Annotated in this window: 16 protein-coding genes and 1 pseudogene; 6 read left to right on the forward strand and 11 right to left on the reverse strand. The window is 67.4% G+C overall.

Annotated features, from left to right (window positions below; genetic code table 11):
* Nucleotides 1–610: 610 nt before the first annotated feature.
* The 3 genes and pseudogenes from ABZZ74_RS43560 (at nucleotide 611) to ABZZ74_RS43570 (ending at nucleotide 3,124) form a co-directional block, all read left to right on the forward strand.
* Nucleotides 611–1,117, forward strand: a complete 507-nt coding sequence (locus ABZZ74_RS43560) for a hypothetical protein (protein ID WP_356949672.1) — start codon at nucleotides 611–613, stop codon at nucleotides 1,115–1,117.
* Nucleotides 1,118–2,232: 1,115 nt separating this feature from the next.
* Nucleotides 2,233–2,559, forward strand: a pseudogene (locus tag ABZZ74_RS43565) (replication-relaxation family protein); the annotation flags it as partial.
* Nucleotides 2,560–2,638: 79 nt separating this feature from the next.
* A complete protein-coding gene (locus tag ABZZ74_RS43570) occupies nucleotides 2,639–3,124 on the forward strand; it encodes a hypothetical protein (RefSeq protein ID WP_356949713.1) in 486 nt (161 codons plus the stop codon).
* 779 nt (nucleotides 3,125–3,903) lie between these two features.
* On the opposite strand, the gene ABZZ74_RS43575 is transcribed toward ABZZ74_RS43570, so the two are convergent.
* The 4 genes from ABZZ74_RS43575 to ABZZ74_RS43590 form a co-directional block, all read right to left on the reverse strand.
* Nucleotides 3,904–4,785, reverse strand: a complete 882-nt coding sequence (locus tag ABZZ74_RS43575) for an ATP/GTP-binding protein (protein ID WP_356949673.1) — start codon at nucleotides 4,783–4,785, stop codon at nucleotides 3,904–3,906.
* Complete coding sequence (locus ABZZ74_RS43580; protein ID WP_356949674.1) at nucleotides 4,779–5,369, reverse strand: hypothetical protein; 591 nt, start codon at nucleotides 5,367–5,369, stop codon at nucleotides 4,779–4,781. The genes ABZZ74_RS43575 and ABZZ74_RS43580 overlap by 7 nt, the downstream gene beginning before the upstream one ends.
* A 399-nt stretch (nucleotides 5,370–5,768) precedes the next feature.
* The gene (locus tag ABZZ74_RS43585) at nucleotides 5,769–6,029 is read right to left on the reverse strand and encodes a hypothetical protein (RefSeq protein WP_356949675.1); all 261 of its coding nucleotides are present in this window, start codon (nucleotides 6,027–6,029) and stop codon (nucleotides 5,769–5,771) included.
* Entirely contained in the window at nucleotides 6,026–6,331 is a 306-nt protein-coding gene (locus ABZZ74_RS43590; protein ID WP_356949676.1) for a DUF6247 family protein, read from the reverse strand. Before ABZZ74_RS43590 ends, ABZZ74_RS43585 begins: the two co-directional genes overlap by 4 nt.
* Nucleotides 6,332–6,620: 289 nt before the next feature.
* On the opposite strand from ABZZ74_RS43590, the gene ABZZ74_RS43595 reads away from it, so the two are divergent.
* Together ABZZ74_RS43595 and ABZZ74_RS43600 are read left to right on the forward strand one after the other, a co-directional pair.
* The gene (locus tag ABZZ74_RS43595; protein WP_356949677.1) at nucleotides 6,621–7,859 is read left to right on the forward strand and encodes a neprosin family prolyl endopeptidase; all 1,239 of its coding nucleotides are present in this window, start codon (nucleotides 6,621–6,623) and stop codon (nucleotides 7,857–7,859) included.
* 154 nt (nucleotides 7,860–8,013) lie between these two features.
* The gene (locus ABZZ74_RS43600) at nucleotides 8,014–8,319 is read left to right on the forward strand and encodes a hypothetical protein (RefSeq protein ID WP_356949678.1); all 306 of its coding nucleotides are present in this window, start codon (nucleotides 8,014–8,016) and stop codon (nucleotides 8,317–8,319) included.
* Between the two features lie 14 nt (nucleotides 8,320–8,333).
* Here the strand turns inward: ABZZ74_RS43600 and ABZZ74_RS43605 are convergent, their stop codons facing one another.
* Nucleotides 8,334–8,663 carry a hypothetical protein gene (locus tag ABZZ74_RS43605; protein WP_356949679.1) on the reverse strand — a complete coding sequence of 110 codons (330 nt, stop codon included), beginning with the start codon at nucleotides 8,661–8,663 and terminating at the stop codon, nucleotides 8,334–8,336.
* Between the two features lie 171 nt (nucleotides 8,664–8,834).
* Nucleotides 8,835–8,957 (reverse strand): hypothetical protein, encoded by a 123-nt coding sequence (locus ABZZ74_RS43610; protein WP_356949680.1) that lies wholly within the window; start codon nucleotides 8,955–8,957, stop codon nucleotides 8,835–8,837.
* A gap of 142 nt (nucleotides 8,958–9,099) precedes the next feature.
* On the opposite strand from ABZZ74_RS43610, the gene tcmP reads away from it, so the two are divergent.
* Nucleotides 9,100–10,296, forward strand: coding sequence for a three-Cys-motif partner protein TcmP (gene tcmP, locus ABZZ74_RS43615; RefSeq protein ID WP_356949681.1), 1,197 nt, complete (start codon nucleotides 9,100–9,102; stop codon nucleotides 10,294–10,296).
* A gap of 1 nt (nucleotide 10,297) precedes the next feature.
* On the opposite strand, the gene ABZZ74_RS43620 is transcribed toward tcmP, so the two are convergent.
* From ABZZ74_RS43620 to ABZZ74_RS43640, 5 genes are all read right to left on the reverse strand, one after another.
* A complete protein-coding gene (locus ABZZ74_RS43620; RefSeq protein ID WP_356949682.1) occupies nucleotides 10,298–11,044 on the reverse strand; it encodes a phage Gp37/Gp68 family protein in 747 nt (248 codons plus the stop codon).
* 186 nt (nucleotides 11,045–11,230) lie between these two features.
* Nucleotides 11,231–11,803 carry a transcriptional regulator gene (locus ABZZ74_RS43625; RefSeq protein WP_356949683.1) on the reverse strand — a complete coding sequence of 191 codons (573 nt, stop codon included), beginning with the start codon at nucleotides 11,801–11,803 and terminating at the stop codon, nucleotides 11,231–11,233.
* Nucleotides 11,804–11,936: 133 nt separating this feature from the next.
* On the reverse strand, nucleotides 11,937–13,460 hold the full coding sequence (locus ABZZ74_RS43630; RefSeq protein WP_356949684.1) for a helix-turn-helix transcriptional regulator: 1,524 nt from the start codon (nucleotides 13,458–13,460) through the stop codon (nucleotides 11,937–11,939).
* Nucleotides 13,461–13,519: 59 nt separating this feature from the next.
* The gene (locus ABZZ74_RS43635; protein WP_356949685.1) at nucleotides 13,520–14,212 is read right to left on the reverse strand and encodes a DUF3223 domain-containing protein; all 693 of its coding nucleotides are present in this window, start codon (nucleotides 14,210–14,212) and stop codon (nucleotides 13,520–13,522) included.
* A 28-nt stretch (nucleotides 14,213–14,240) separates the two neighbouring features.
* The gene (locus tag ABZZ74_RS43640) at nucleotides 14,241–15,881 is read right to left on the reverse strand and encodes a UvrD-helicase domain-containing protein (RefSeq protein ID WP_356949686.1); all 1,641 of its coding nucleotides are present in this window, start codon (nucleotides 15,879–15,881) and stop codon (nucleotides 14,241–14,243) included.

The following is a 15,881-nucleotide window of genomic DNA, read 5'->3' on the forward strand; positions in this document are numbered from 1 at the left end:
AATACGATATAACGGGTTTGGTGACTGGTGTTCTGAGGTGTGATCTTCCGATCTCGCGCGGTCTGCTCCGCAGACACGACGCGCCGCCGCTACGCGGCGGATTCCGGCTTCGCCGGAATAGCGGCGGAACTCCGTTCCGCCTACCGGATCACTCCGTGATCCGGACGGTCCGGCCTCCGGCCCGGACCGATCCCGTACCGGCCTGCTCCGCAGTCCTGTACGGGATCTGACGCACCCTCCGGGCGCGTCAGGAAAGCGGCAGTTAGAGGGGAGGGGTGTCCATCGCGGGTTGGCGCGCCTCCCGCCGTTCGGCACGAGCGCTTTCGGCCATCCTCGGCATGCGTCACTCGCGATAGCCGGATCCGTTCTGGGCTGATTGACTACCCCCGCTCCTGCCTCAGTCGCCGACTGTAGCGAATATATGGCGTTTTGCGCAAGAACAGCGACTCTCTGTCGCTCACCCCTGTGGGAAAATTGGCCGGTTTTTTCGGCATAGTATCACGCCCTATTCCGTGACCGGGGCCGCCGAAATAGAATTAGATTGCTCGATGGGGCGGCAACCCCATCGGCGGCAAAGAAGTCTTCTCTCCACGGCGAAAAGGAATTCAGCATGGCTCAGCTCAAGCCCATTTCTCTGGACCGGTTCGCGGAGGCCCGCGAAGAGGCGTATGTAGTGCTGGCCCGCCTGATGGCGCAGCTGGCGCCGGGTGAGCACGTGGTGCGGCTGGGGGTCACGGTGGACGGCCAGGAGCGCCCGCTCACGGCCACTTTGCCGCTCACCGTCGAGGGCGAGGGCACTCCGGATGACCTGGTGGGGGCGGAGGAGAAGTACCTCGACAACCTTGCCTTCTTGCTGGCCTGCGGGCTGGCGCAGCCCCTGTCGTACGGCGTGATGTACCTGCGCTCGCCGTCGGGTCGGGAGGGCGGCCCCGCTTCGGTGATCCAGGCGTGGCACCTGGCTTACGGGACGCTCAACGAGTGCAGCGCTGCTGAGGCGGCGGAGTTGGTGGGTGGCGGGGAGCCGGACACCGGTTTCGCGGACGCGTTCGGCGTGCACAGCGAGGACGAGGCCGAGGGTGAGGCGGTGTACCCGCCCGTGGCCTACACGGTCCTGTAGCAGCCACCACAGGCGGGCCGGGATGGCGACCTGGCCCGCACCCTGCCCGCTGCCGCAAGGGCGGCGCAGGGAAGGGGGCGTTGGGGGTGCCGGGCATGGTCCGGCACCCCCGCGCCCTGAGCGGCGCGGAGCGTCGCGGCATTGGTGAGGGGCGGCCCGCTTCAGCGGGCCGCCCCTCACGCGCATTGCGCAGCAATGCGACGGCTGCTTTTCGGGGCGCGGAGCGGCCCCGGAGTGTTTCCGCCGCGTAGCGGCGGCGCGTCGAGTCTGCGGAGCAGACCGCGCGCACGGAAAAGAGGAAAGAGGGATGGGCGTGCGGAGAAGTGGTGCGCCCTGTTGTTTTTCTGCTGGCGGGGAATATGGGCTTCCCGGTAGGTCGGCAAACCTGGTCCGGATATTCCCCGCCAGCTGGCCTTCTCTCCAAAGGCTTTTCCAGCCTACGGGATGAAGGGCCGGTTGTGAGGCCCACCCGAACGCTTCCGCCTTCGCCTGTCCGGCACGAGCGGTTGCCGAAGGCTGGCGATGCTCAGCGGAGGGAGAGGGAGGACGCGTGTGGGAGCGCGTCGTCGTCGAGCGGCGGGATCGCTACCCGACTGCGCGGCCGCCTGCTCCCTTCCGATGCGCCGGCTTCTGCCCGGCGCTCGAGCGCGGAGGCCCCGCCGACGCGCAACCGCCAGCTGGCGCGCCCCGATCCCCCGAGGCACACCGGACCGTCCCCGCCCCTTCCCTTTCCTTTTTCTTGTCTGGGAGTGGTGCGGAGGTGTGCAGAGGGGGATGTCGGCCTGCCGACCATGGGAGAAGTGCCTGGTGACCTGCTGAAACGTCGTCACCTGCCCTGAGGGTGCGGTGGGTTGTGGGCGGGGTTGTCGGTGGGGGCTGTGGTCGGGGTTGTCGGCCTGGTCGGGGGCGGGGTTATCGCATCGTGACGCTGGTCGGGCCCCGGTGGTCGGGATCTTGGTCGGGGCGGGGCGCTGGCCTGGGCTGTACGCGCGGCGCCGTAAGGAGAGTGCCGCACCGTACGGGAGGGCACGCCGATGCTGAACGTGGATACGGGCGGGGCGGACCGGCTGGCGCTGGCGGTGGTGGCGCAGTACCGGATGGCCACCACCGAGCAGATGCATCTGATCATCGCGCCGGGGGTGCGAATCGAACAGACCCGGCGCCGCCTGGCAAAGCTGCGGGAGGAGGGCCTGGTCGACCGCATCACCCTGCCGCGCGCGGGCCGGACGCGGGTGTGGTTCGCCACCCAGTACGGGGTGGAGGTGGCCTCGGAGTGGCCGGAGCTGAGGGAGTGGCGGCCGCCGCGACTGGTCTCGGACCGCACCGCCGCCCGTCTGCGGGTGAGTCACACGCTGACGGTGACGGAGACCGGCCTGGCGTTCCTGCAGGACGCGCGCCGGCGCGGGGACGTGTGCCGGCCGCTGGACTTCATCCCCGAGGTCTACCACCCCCTCGGCAACGGCGAGGCCGTCATCCCCGACGCCCTCCTGTACTACCGCCGCTCTAGTGACGGGGGGGTCGATGCTGCGGGCCTTCGTGGAAGTCGACCGGGCCACCATGGGACCCGAGCGCCTGGCCGCGAAGCTGACCGCCTACGCCCGCCTCCACGACTACATCCCCACCCCCGTCGGCCGACCCAGGAGGTTCACCGAGCCGCGGCTGCAGGAGACGTGGAAGCGGCGCTACGTGCTGTTCCCCCGGCTGCTGTTTGTCCTGGACGGCACCGGCCCCGCCGGCATCGACACGCGGATGCGTGCCCTGCACGCCAGCATCACCGAAGTCCTTGGCCTGCACGGCCTGCTCCGCGCCATCCCCGTCCTCGCGGCCCCAATGGTCGACATCCTCCGCGACGGGCCGTCAGCGCCCGTCTGGCGGCCCATCCAGGACCCGACGCAGAGGGTCAGCTGGATGGGCGCCTACCGCCCGCCCGCCGCCCCGGCACGGCCCACCGACCCGGAACCGGACCGGTCCTGGCCGACCACACCGTGGGGAGCTCACGACAGCTGACCTCGCGCAGCGGCACACCGCCGCCTGCTCCGGGGCCGACCATGGCTCTCACAACCCCGACCATGCGTCGATCCAACCCCGCCCATGAACCCGACCATGCAGGTCACAGCGCTGCGCACAGGTGTGCCTGGAGCTGCGCAACGCGTGTGATTTGGACCACAGTGCAACACTGTCCAGTGGGAACCCCGTCAGCCACCTGACCTGTGCATTTTCCTGCACATCGTGCGTAGGCAAGGGGTCAATCAAAACGGTACCTGACGGTGCAAGGACCCTCAGCATTTGCGCTGCGCTCTCGGCGTGTCGCGCCCGCCCAACTCGCTTGGCAGCGCCCCTGATTCCACCGTGTGCCCAGTACGGTGTTGTCACCAAAACGCCCTTCTGCGACACGACGAAGGGAGACCTCTGCGGCCCTTGCTTTGGACGGCTGGCCGCGGGGAGATCTCCCTCTCGTGTCGTCGAGGTCGTCCATCCTGCTGTAGGGAGAACTAACCGAGTGACGCCTCTCGACCGTACAACAACGACGACCGAAGAGCCCAGCCCCGTATGGCTCACGTGGGCGACTGTGGTGACTGGACTGGTTTCCATCGTCGCCGTGGTCATCCTGTCTCTGACGCATAACACGGATGCTGCGACTGCAGTGGGCAGTATCGGCACTGCCGCTACCACCGTCGGCGGTGTGCAGATCGGGATGCGCAACCGCCGATAAGCACATGCGGCGTCTGTAACTAAGGCAGAAAACCTCAGTGGCCGGGGCCGTGGCATGCAGGGTATTCAGGGGGTCAGGAGGTGAGGGCCTGCGCTTCGCCGATGGCGGTGGTTTGGGTGGTGGTGCGGGTCTCGGTCCACTGGCCGGTGTCGGCGGCAGCTCCGTCCTGGACCTGCCACGTGATGGTCCAGGTAGAGGTGGCAGTCACCGTGTAGCGGTGGCCGGGCATGCGGCTGGAGGGGCGGGTGTAGCGGTAGCCGCAGTCCGGGGAATCGGCCAGGCCCATGGACGGCTGGTAGCGGGTGCCAGGGCCGTGGCAGACCACGGGGGTGCCGCCGTCGCCCATGGTCCAGGTGATGGAGGAGACCCGGGCGGTGGCGGCGACCGTGACACCGCCCGCGGCGGCGGTCGCGGTGGCCGGCCCGTACGTGGTCGGACCCTGGTTGACCCACATCCACATCGGCATGCCGACCACATAGTGGCCGGCCGGGCGCGGGCTGGCGATGTCGGGCCCGGTCAGCTTCATGGAGTCGACCGCCCGACGGGCGACAGTCTCGGGGTCGATGGCGGGCTGGGCGGGGGCCAGGGCGCCGTCGGCAATCCACACCACGCCGATCCGGGCCGTGGCCGGGCAGTACACCTGATAGACCGCGCCCTTGCCGCCCTGCCGCTTGCCGTCCTGCATGGCCAGGTTGTCGGCTGGCGGCTGCGGATCCAGCTTGGTGTAGGTGCACTTCGCCGCCGACGGCGATCCGGACGAGCCGGTACGGGAGGCACTCGCCTGGTGGCCGGGGCTGCCGGGTCTGGAGGTCTGGTCGGAGGCGCACACGGTGACCAGGATGTGGGAGGTGCTGCAGCGCGGGCTGGCCGACGCCCCGTCCCCCACGGCTGCCTGGGACGCCGCACCGAGGACCAGGAGGGCGGCCGCCGCGGCGGCCGCGGCGTGTCTCAGCATGTTCGGTTGCCGTCCGGTGTGTAGTCGACGATCATCCAGCGTCCGTCCCAGCGCTCCGCCTTGGCCGTGGCCACGTAGCGTTTGGGCTGGTCGGACGGTAGCGGGATCACCTCGCCGGTCGTGGTCCGCCTGGCCTGCCACCGGCTCAGGTCGATGCAGTCGGTCACGGTCGCCGTGGGCAGCTTGGCCTCCAGGGTCATGGAGGACACCCTCGGTGCGTGGCCGACCTCGCCACCGCCGACCGTGCCGGCCTTCTTCATCTGGGCCAGATCGATCCGGAACTTGCCCAGCGCGTCCAGGGACGCGTACTTCGTCAGCTCGGTGCCGCGGGCATCCGCCTTCTGGTAGGCCTTCATCTGCTCTGCCCACATGCCGCGGTAGACGGCCAGCACGGCCGCCTTCTCACGTGCGTCCGGATCGGCCGACGCCGTGGCGCCGGCCGCAGTCGCAGTGACCGAGGCGGCCGGCCCCACCGCGGCATCGTCACCGCTGTCCTTGCCCGAGCCGCAGGCGGCGAGAGTTCCGGCGAGGGTGACTGCGCATGCGCAAACACCGAGCATGCGCATGCGGGTTGTCGTTCGCATCGTTCCCCCTGAGCTCCTGCCGTGCAGTGATCGTCACGGTAGTCGCTCGTGCACCGTCGGATACAGGCGATTCAGCGCCAATCCACCGCCCCGACCATGGCCGCCACCGCCCCGACCATGACGGTTCCAGCCCCGACCATGGACCCGACCACGGCAGGTCACAGCCTTGCGCAGGCCGCCTGGCCGGAACCTGCGCAATGGCACCGCCGATTGCGCAGCAGCTCATGTCGGCCACCGCCCCGAGTGCGCAGGACGTGCGCACCGTAACGGCCACCGTGCGGCTGCGGCAGCCATGGCGGTGTGGGTGCGCAATGGTCACGGTCGCGAATGCGCAGCCGACTGCGCAGACCCGGCGTTTACTGCGCAGACCGGGCCGACCGTGGGTGAGAGCTTGAGTGGCTAGCCGAGCCAGACGATATCGATGACGTACAGGCGTCCGGCTGGGCGGTTGATCCAGTAGACGGCGGTGAGTTGTCCGACCGCGGCGGCGCGGACGTCCTCGCCCTCGATGTCGCGGCTGTCGAACGGCGCGAAGGACCACGGGTCGCGTCCGGCGATGTCCATCACGTCGCGCAGCATCTCCCGAGCGTGCTCCGGGAGCTCCTGCAGGACGGCGAGGGCCTTGGGTGACAGGCGGGCGGGCCAGGGTGTGTCGCTCACCGGCCACCGTCGAGGGCGTCGGCCAGGTCGACGCCGTCGGAGTCGTCGCGGCCGCCGGCCAGGAACTCGTGCACGGCGGGCGCGGCTTCGAGGCGGGCCTGCCAGGTTCGTACGACGTCGTGCAGTGGGCTGAGGCTGTAGGAGTGCCGGGAGTCCTCCAGGGCGCGTGCCCAGTCCTGCTCGAACGCCGGCACCCACGTCTGTGCCCGGGCGGAGACCCGGAGTTGGGCGAGGACCTGGACGGCCGCGGTCGGCGCAAGCGGAGCCGGCGGGACGGGTGCGTGGTCGGGCTGGGCACTCATCGGTTTCCTCCCCGCAGGTCTGCTGTCACGGTACGCGTGACGATGCGCCGGCTACCAGCCATGTGATCGCTTCGTCGTAGAGGGTGCGGGTCTTGTGGCATCTGTGGAGGATGCCGTCACACCATGCGGACCTCGCTACCGCTTGACATCCAGACACCATGGGATGCCTGACAAGCCGTCACTGCCACCCACCCACTGACACCAACCCGGCACATCGCATCTGCGGTATGGGTTCCGTACGTCAGGGCTGCCAAACGGATGAAGAACCGCCTCTAATGGACGACCTGGCATGCCGCTGTTCGTGCCCTCTATAAGGCTCTTTTCATGGCGGCCGATTCCGCCGCACAAGAAGAGAGAAGAGGTAATGGTGGCAAGACATCACCACATACCGAAAAGTTCAGCATCGGTGCGCTGGATAAAACCCGCACTCATCCTCTTGGCGGCAGGTGGACTTCTCGCGAACGTCCAAGCACCTGCCTTCGCTCAGGTAGAAACTGCGAACCCCGACTGCAGCCCCAGGGAGGACTGCCACTGGTATGCCTCGGTAAAGCAGACCTACACCTCATTCTCCGGTGTACATGCTGTCCTTGACCAGCCCACGCCTCACGTGGACAAAGGAAGCTTCTCCCTGGCGGAGATCGTCGCTGCTGCACCGCGATCACAAGGAGACGGTATAAACGCCGTCGAGTTTGGCTGGGTCGTCTTCCCGGACAAATTCGGGGACTCCAAGTCTCACCTTTTCGTCAAGCCGACTGCCGGACCACAGGAAACTCTTGCGGATTGCTGGGGGCCTTCTGCTCTCAACAATGGGGACTGCCACTGGCATCCAGCAACTGGTGCGCACCCGGCGCCGAACACCCAGGACACCGTGGATGGCAATCCTGCAAAATTCGCCATCCAGGCAGACCACGACGGCAACTGGCACATCAAGTACCGCGACAAAGAACTCGGATTCTTCGATCGCAAGCTGTGGGAGAGTTCGGAGAATCCTCTTGGATTCCTCACCGGCTCGTCCGCTCAATGGTATGGGGAAGTATCCACTCCCTATGAACCCGGACCGAGCACCATCCTCTCAGGCAACTGCACATGGATGGGCAACGGGGAACCAGGAGATGCTGAGCCCCCCGCATCTCCGGCCAAGTTCACAGACCTTGGCGTGGACGACCCGGTCGGTGCCCAGGCCTTCCGGCTAAGCGAGCCACAACCCAAGTTCTACAGTCTCGTCGGTCCGGGCGAAGACCATCCATTCTTCACCTATGGGGGCTACGGCAACCGAAACAGGTGTCAACCGCCGAGATCCTCAAGAAGTGGAGTCTCCCCTTCTGCGGGGCAGCATCAGTCGGTAGCAGCGGGGGACAGCCTGTGGGCCCTCGCTGAGAAGGTCTACGGCTCAGGCACTCAATGGCAGAAGATCTACGAGGCAAACAAGGCTCTGATCGAGAACGCCGCGCACGCACACGGCTTCCCCTCAAGCCGGGGAGGCAATCTGATCTTCCCAGGACTCAATCTGGTCATCCCGCCCGCCTGACTGTACTGCCAGTCAGATCCCGTGCCGTGGGCTTCTGCGCGGCTTAACCCGCGCAGAAGCCCACCGCCTAGGCGAACGTACATCGCCTCAATCAGCCGCAGCAAGCCTTTCCCCCTTCACTGCGGTTCCGAGCCCAGCGCGATAGCTTCGAAGCATGTCGGACCCAAGGGAACCTCAGCCGCAGGATGTCGCCGTCGAGTTGCTCACGCTCCGCTTCGGACCTGATGGAATGATGGCGGTGCTGAATCATTGGAATAGGATCGAAGAAGACTGGGGAAGCGGCGGTCACACGACGGCATTCCTCGGCCTCCTCGACCTGAATATCAAGCTGCTTAACACATTGGCGCAGGTACACGGTGTGCCCGAAGACCAATGGACAGAATTTGCGGTGAAGTACCTACGCCAGCACGCGCTGAACGAGTCACAGCGCGAAGATCCTTGGCCTGGCGACAAGGACTGACCGTCCCACGGACTTCAACATAAAGCGCGAACAGCAGCCTTACCGCTCAGCAGCCTCGCCAATTCACCAAGGCTCGCATCGTCAGTCACGAGCCAGACGATGTCGATGACGCACAGGCGTCCGGCCGGGCGGTTGATCCAGTAGACGGCGATGAGCTGCCCGACCGCGGCGGCGCGGACGTCCTCACCCTCGATGCCGCAGCTGTCAAACGGCGAGAAGGACCACGGGTCGCGTCCGGCGATGTCCATCACGTCGCGCAGCATCTCCCGCGCGTCCTCTGGGAGCTCCTGCAGAACGGCGAGGGCCTTCGGCGACAGCCGGGTGTGCCAGGGAGTGTCGCTCACCGGCCACCGTCGACGGCGTCGACCAGGGCGACGCCGTCGGAGTCGTCGCGGCGGGAGGTCAGGAACTCTGTAACGGCCGGCGCCGCCTCGAGGCGGGCCTGCCAGGCTCGTACGACGTCGTGCAGCGGGCCTGAGGCTGTAGGAGTGCGGGGAGTCTCCCATGGCGCGGGCTCAGTCCTGCTCGAAGGCCGGCACCCACGTCGCGGCCCGGGCACTGAGCCGTAGTTGGGAGAGCAACTGCGCGGCCGCGGTCGGCGCGGGCGGGACGGATGCGTGATCGGGCTCAGCGCTCATCGGCTCCTCCGGGCGACTCTTACTTTCACCGTACGCGCCGACGCCCATCGTCATCCGGACGAACATGCACGTGCCAATCATGGCGGGATGGGCCTCTTGCCGAGTTCATAGCCGTACCTGACTATGCGTAACGGGTGGGCAGTTGAAACGGCGACTGACTGGGGGGCTCATGTCGACGGGAACAAGCAAGGCCTATTGGGCAGAGCGGGCCCTGCCCAGTGTGTTCAAGCACAATCTGCTGGGGCGTTACATCCCACAGTTCGGCGGCATGACCGGCTCTCGGGACAAACAGGTCGTGTACCTGGATGGCTATGCCGGCGAAGGGCGCTACGAGAACGGTGACTCCGGTTCGGCTGAGATCGCGATGAAGGTGGCCTCCAAGCATCGCTCGCAGCACCAGCTTCACTGGACATGCTTCTTCACGGAGGCCGACGCGAAGTCGGTGGCCAAGCTGGAGCAGGTGGCCGACATCTACCGCCGACAGGGAGTCGACGCCCGGGTGCACCACGGTGACGTCGACGGAGTTCTGCGCCAGGTGGTGAGCACGGCGGTCGGCAAGCCACTGTTCCTTTTCCTGGACCCGTGCGGATTAGTCCTTCCCTACGAACGGCTCGTGGGCACCCTGGCGGCACGCCGCCGGGCAGGGAACTGGCCCCCGACGGAGTTCTTGATGAACTTCAGCATGGACGCGGTGCGCCGGCTGGGCGGGAACGCCCGCTCCGCGAAAGGCCTGGAGGCGTCTTCGCTGCGATTCGATCAGGTCATGGGAGGCCGATGGTGGCGGGAGTACTTCCCAGCTGAGAGGGAGTGGGACCCCGATGCAGCCGAAAAGGTCGCCGTCGCGTACGCGCAGCGCCTGGGAGCGGCCACCGGCATGCTGGTGCGCTCGGTTCCCGTCTTCCGCGCCCCGCACCATCGCGGAGCCGTGTACCACCTGGTGTTCGGCACCTGGCGGCAGCATGGGCTGTGGGTGTTCGGGGACACAGTGGCTCGAGCCCGCGACGCCTGGTGGCAGGAGGTCGAACTCGCCGATGAAGCCCATGACCCGAACACTCTGTTCACCGCGGCATCGCTCCTGCGCCCGGACCCGAAGGAGGTCACCGAGGCCGCCATCCCGGTGATCGCGAAGAACCTGGAGCAGCTACTTGCCCAAGGTCGGCGGCCGTTCCGGCTGGTGGACCACACCTTGAACGTCTTCGGTGACTATTACGGGCAGGTGACCGAGCCCGCCGTGCGAGCAGCGGTGAAAAAGCTGCACGCGGAAGCCAAGACGCCCACCACGGGCGTCAGCAAAGGCAAGGAGAAGATCCGAGACATGGTCGTCGTCCCGGCTCGGTAGGTCAGGCGACGGCAGGAAGCGGCAGTTCATCCCACGTACGGCCGTGAAGTTCACGGCCGCCAGCCTTCGGTGTGCGGCCACCCCACTGCTTGAAGAAGAACGCGACCCCGGCCTCCTGGCAGTCATCCTTGATCTGCGTCACCCATGCTTCGTCCAACGGCCGGTGTCCTGGCCCCGACTCGCCGCCTGCGATGACCCAGTCGATGCCCGTCAGCTCAAGCCCTTCCAGCGGCCCTAGCAGCGGCTCGCACGACAGGAACCGCACTGCCGCCGGCACCTGCCGCAGGTCGTTCACGCGCGGCAGCTCCTTCGCGCTTTCCACGGACACTCCCATCCAGAGGTTGGCCGGCCACTCGAGCCGGTCGGCGACCTGCCGCAGGCGGCGGGCTCGCTTGGTGAGGACCTGGTAGGTGTGCTGCGGGGTGTCGGCGATCACGTCGAAGACGCGGCGCACGTACTCGAGCGGCACACGCGCGTGGAAGAGGTCGCTCATGGAGTTCACGAACACCGTGCGCGGGCTCTTCCACCCGTACGGCACGTGCAGGGCGTCCGGATGCACGGTCAGCCCGAACCCCGGCCCGGAGGTTCGCGGGTCACCGTCGGCCTGGTACTTCGGCGAGCCCATCGCCTTCAGCCGCTTCGCCAGCGTCAACGCGTAGCAGTTGTCGCATCCAGCCGAGACGCGGTCGCATCCCGTGGTCGGGTTCCATGTCGCCTCGGTCCATTCGATCGAGCTGCGATCACTCACGGCCGGCCCTCCATCCCCTCGAACCGAGCCCATCCACCGGCACCACTGGGGTTTGTCGTGCCCAACGAGCCGTGCGGTCACCGGTACTGGCATCCAACCATTCGGCTTGCGTGCGGCTCCCATCACCCCGTTGATCGAACTGACGTTCCCATCCTGCGGGGTGATCGGCCCGCTGTAAAGGCGCCGTCATGCGGCGAACCCGACGTTGGTGACGTACTCGTACTGGCCCCACTGAGAGCCCAGGTCGACGACCTGGTCGACCCACGCGTCGTCCAGCTCCTGGTCGTCGCCGGCCGCCCACGCGGCGACGATCCGGTCCCAGCGGCGCACGTTCATGGTGCGGAACTCCACGACGCGCTGGCGGGGCCGGTCGACCTGCGACTGGTTGACGGGGTGGATCTCCACGCGGGTGCCGCGGCCCTCACGATTGAGGCGGGCGGTCAGGTAGCGGGCGACGTTCTCGCGCCGCACCGTGCGGTAGGCCTGCTCGATCCGCTCAAGGTTGCGCCGCGAGGGCATGCGCCGGCCCTCAAGCCAGGCGCGCAGGGTGCGGTCGGTGACGGTCAGGCCGGCCGCGCGGGCTGCGGCGCGGGCGTGGGGAGTGCGGGTGAGGTAGTGCAGGCGGGCAAGGAGGCCTCGCCGGGCGGTGACGGGAGTGGCGATGTAGCCGGCGAGGGCGTCCAGCTGGCGCGCCACGGCTTCGTGGCCCTTGATGCCGCGGGCGCCGTACTTGCCGAACTCGATGTTCCGCTCAGGCATCTACTCTTCCGGTCCTTGGGTTGTGGATCACTCTACGGGGGCTGTGGGGGCCGATCACCGGCCCTGGGGTGGGTTTGATGCGGGGCCAGGTGATCGGCGCTGTGCGGGGTGCTGAGGGCCTTCACGGCCTGGTTCAGCTGTCGTCGGTGGGGGCAGGGTCGGTACCGACGGTGTAGACGTCCTTGACCTTCACCTCGGTCACGCCGCGGCCTTCGGGGAACACCTTGCGCCAGTCGCCGGTGACGTGGAGTTCGTCGGTACCCATCGCGCGGACGACCATCAGGCCTTCGTCGTGGGCGCGGTGGGCCTTCCACCACAGGTTGGCGAAGGCCTGGGAGCGGATGAGGTGCATCCAGTCGGTGCGGTACAGCTCCCGGTTGTAGTTCGACTCCCCCAGGGTCGAGACGAACTTCGAGTACATCGCCTTGACGTACTCCAGCGTCACCTCGTCCTCTTCGGCGATGGCCCGGTCCCGGGCGTCCTTGAGCGCGATGCGGAACTTCTCCAGCAGGTTCTCGGTGGCGCCGGAGGTGAACGACTCGTGGATCTCGGGCGGGTCACACAGGCCGTACTTCGGTCCGGACAGGCGCAGCAGCAGCCGCAGGGTGGGTTCGGTGACCCACAGCGGGCCGGGCTCGTCCCGGTTGCCGATCGGGTTGGGCAGCACCGCCTCGTGCTCCCAGGCGGGTGGCGTGATCAGGTGGACGCCGGCGCGGCGTCGGTCATGGTCGAAGCCGGTGGAGTGCTCCAGCTGCCCGATCGGCAGGTGCGTCTTGAGCGCGGACAGGTAGGCGCCGTTGATGTCGAGCGCGGTCACCTCGTGTACGCCGGCCGGGAGTTCGGGGCGGGTCCACTTGGGGCGGGCCTCCCAGATCTGGTCGGCGCCGCGGGCGGTCTGCTTGCGCAGGACCTCCGGCAGCCACGGGTGGGCGACGACGTCGTAGCGGCCGCCCTTTCGGGTGGCATCCAGCAACGCCATCGCGTCCGGGATCGCCCGCTTGAGCAGCGCCGCGGTGGCCGCCTCGACATCGCCGGAGTGCTGGGTCAGGGCTTCGGTCACGGCCTGGCGGATCAGGTCCGGCTCCGCGTCGGCCGGCTGCGCGCGCCGCCCGGCCGCAACGATCCGCACGCCCTTGCCCGCCCGTACGGTGGTCGGCTGCGCCGGGGAGGAAGCCACAAGCGCGGGCGGAGGCACGACCGCGGGAGCCGGGGTGGGGGCGGCGCACTCGGCGGGATCCAGATGCTGCGGGTAGCCGGCCACCTCGTGCCGGGCCGGCTGCCCGCACAGCACGCACGGCTGCGGGGCGGCGAGCTCCGCTTGGTCGTCGACGGCAGCCGCCTCGAGTGCGGCAGGGCCGGCCGGGGATTCCGCGGTGTCCGCGGCAGCGGCCGGCGGGGCGGGCGTGGTGCGACTGCGGACCTTTTCCTGTGCCTGCTGCAGGAAGTACGCGTACTTCTCGCGCACGTCACCGCTCGGGTCCCGGCCGGCTTCCCAGCCCCCGAGCGTCGACGGGCTCACCCCCAGGGCGCGCGCCACCTGAGCGCGGGAGAGTCCGAGTTCGCCGCGCAGCTGCCGCCGCTGTTCGGCCGTCGGCAGCGGTGTCCGGTCGGGCGGTGTCGACGCGAGCAGCGCGTCAATGGCCTGGAAATCGCTCATCGTCCGTCCCTTCCTGGGCTGCCTCGGTGGCCAGAGAGCCAGCGAGGGCTCATAGGTCATTATCTGGGGGTTTGAAATTCGTTTGTCCGGCGGAGATCTGACAGGTTGACCCGCTTCAGGACTGGTCGTAACAGGGCGCGTTCTCGGTGGTAGTTCTGCCAGAGTTCCTCGAGCTCCTTGTCCTCCAGTTCGATGTACGTGATCCCTGCACCCGAGTCGGGCAGGATCCGGAACGCGTCGACGCCGCCGTTGACGGTGATGAACTCCTCGGCAAGATCGAGGAATGTCGGGTCCGCGTGGTCTATGTGCAACTCGGCGGCGGACGGAATCAGTTCGCCTGTGACGGCACAGACGAGCGGCTGCCCACTGTCGAGTGCCGCATCCCGTGCCTGCGCTATTTGTTCAGCGATTGCATGGCGCAGTGCGGCAAGCACCTGCGTGCGTTGGCTGAAGGGGGTCAAACAGGCGTTCCATGAGAAGTCTGCTACCTCGCCGTCGAGCCGTATGAGGGCGATCCCAACGCTCCTGCGGTTGTGGTCGGTGTGGGCGATGACGCGGAAGTGCGCGATGCCGATGCCTCGCTTGAGGTCATATTCGGGATGGCATTTGAGAAGGCCTCTGAGGAATGCGTCATGATCGGGATCGGTGACATCTCCGCCAATTCCATATCGCTGGACGATGCCGCGGCAGATATTTCGGACGGCCTCCTTTGTGGGGTAGTGGGTCGCGCCTATGGTAATTCCTCTGGGCATGGGGATTCTCCGTGTTGGGCTGACAGGGTTAGGGCCTGGAGTCGTTCAGCCGGTCCCATGGGTTGGTCTGGGGGTGCGGAATGCGAGGACGTTGATTTGCGGTCGGATCACCTTGGGGGTGTTCGTTGATCCAGCCAAGTCCTCCGATGTCGAGCTGGTACCGGGCTCGTGTGACGGCGACGTACGCCAGGCGTGCCTCGCTTCTGGGAATACGTCCGGGGCGGCCGAGGTCGTCTTCTTCCGGCGGGGTGAAGTCTTCGCCGATGCGGACGGTGGGCCATTCGCGTCCCTTGGCCTTGTGGACGGTGGAGACGGTGACGTCGGCGCTGGTTTCGGAGCCGAGTTGGTCGACGGCAGCCAGCACGGCTTCGGTGCCGAGTTCGTCGACGAGTTCGACCCAGGGCAGCAGGTCCGCGCCAGCGGGGTCATTTTCGGCGTAGTCCTGTACTTCTCCCCAGCTGCGGAAGAGGTAGAGCTCGGGATGCCGGGTGCCACGGCCGTTTTTGAGGTCTTGTGCTGCGCTGGCCAGGCTCCGGAGGGCTCCCCCTCCGCCGGCCATGGCGACGCGGCGGCCTGCTTCCATCTGGTGGAGGACTTCGGCCATGGCGCCCCCGTTGGTGCGGCACAGCACAACGTCTGGTTCTTCCAGTTTCTCCAGCCGCGTGGTGGTTGCCTGGTGCCCGCTCAGGCGGAGGGGTGAGCGGGTCAGGGAGAGCCATCGGTTGGCTTCGGCTGCGAGGGCGGGGCCGAAGCGGAAGGACTGGGTGAGGGTGAGGTGCGTTCCGTCGAAGTCGGTCATGATGTCGCGGGCGCCGCGCCAGCTGTAGATCTGTTGAGCGCTGTCACCGACCAGGACGATTTGTGCGTGGCCGCGCTGGAGGTTCAGGACGTATTCGAGGGCCGGGTTGGTGTCCTGTGCTTCGTCGAGGAGGATGTAATCCGCGCTGATGTGCGGGTCGGACAGCTGCCAGACCTTCAAGTAGTGGTCGTGTTCCACTTTGAGTTTGCTGCCGGCGGGATCCCGGACGTCGTTCCATGCATGTTGGGCGTAGGGCAGAACGGTGGTGGCCAGCACACGGTGGACGGCGGGGTCTTCGGCGCCGCGCTGCAGCGGGACGTGCTTGGTGTCGATTTCTTTGTCCGCTGACTGGCAGTAGCGCAGGACGGTCTGTTTGGCGATGTACGCCAGGCTGGTGTTCTCGAATACGCGTTCGTTTACGGTGAGCTTCTGGGTGAGGCCGAGAAGTTCGGCGGTTTTCCAGGCCGGGATGCGTGCGCCGCCGAACCGGTGGCGGTAGCGGTGCCCGAAGGCCGCATAGGCCAGGCCGTGGCCGGTTCGGCATTTGACGCGCGGGGGGAATCGGCGTGCGGCTGCTTCTTTGATGGCCCGGTTGAAGGCGAGATAGAGGCCCTGGCGCCGGTGGTCGGAGGCAGCGAGTAGTTCGAGGGTGGAGGTCTTGCCTGTGCCGGCGCCTGCCTGCAGAACGAGGTTTCGGCCGGTGGTGAAGGCGGTGACCGCGGCGTGCTGTTCGTCCGTGGGGGTCAGCGTGGGCACAGTGCGCACTCTCCGTTCTGGTTTCCTGCGGCATGCCGAGGTGCCGCGGGCCTCTATCGGAGCGTGGCAGACGGCTCTGACAAAGGGCCCCCGCGAATCCGGACACGTGATCAA

This window comes from Streptomyces sp. NPDC006476 (genome assembly GCF_040612015.1).
GTDB lineage: Bacteria > Actinomycetota > Actinomycetes > Streptomycetales > Streptomycetaceae > Streptomyces > Streptomyces griseorubiginosus_B.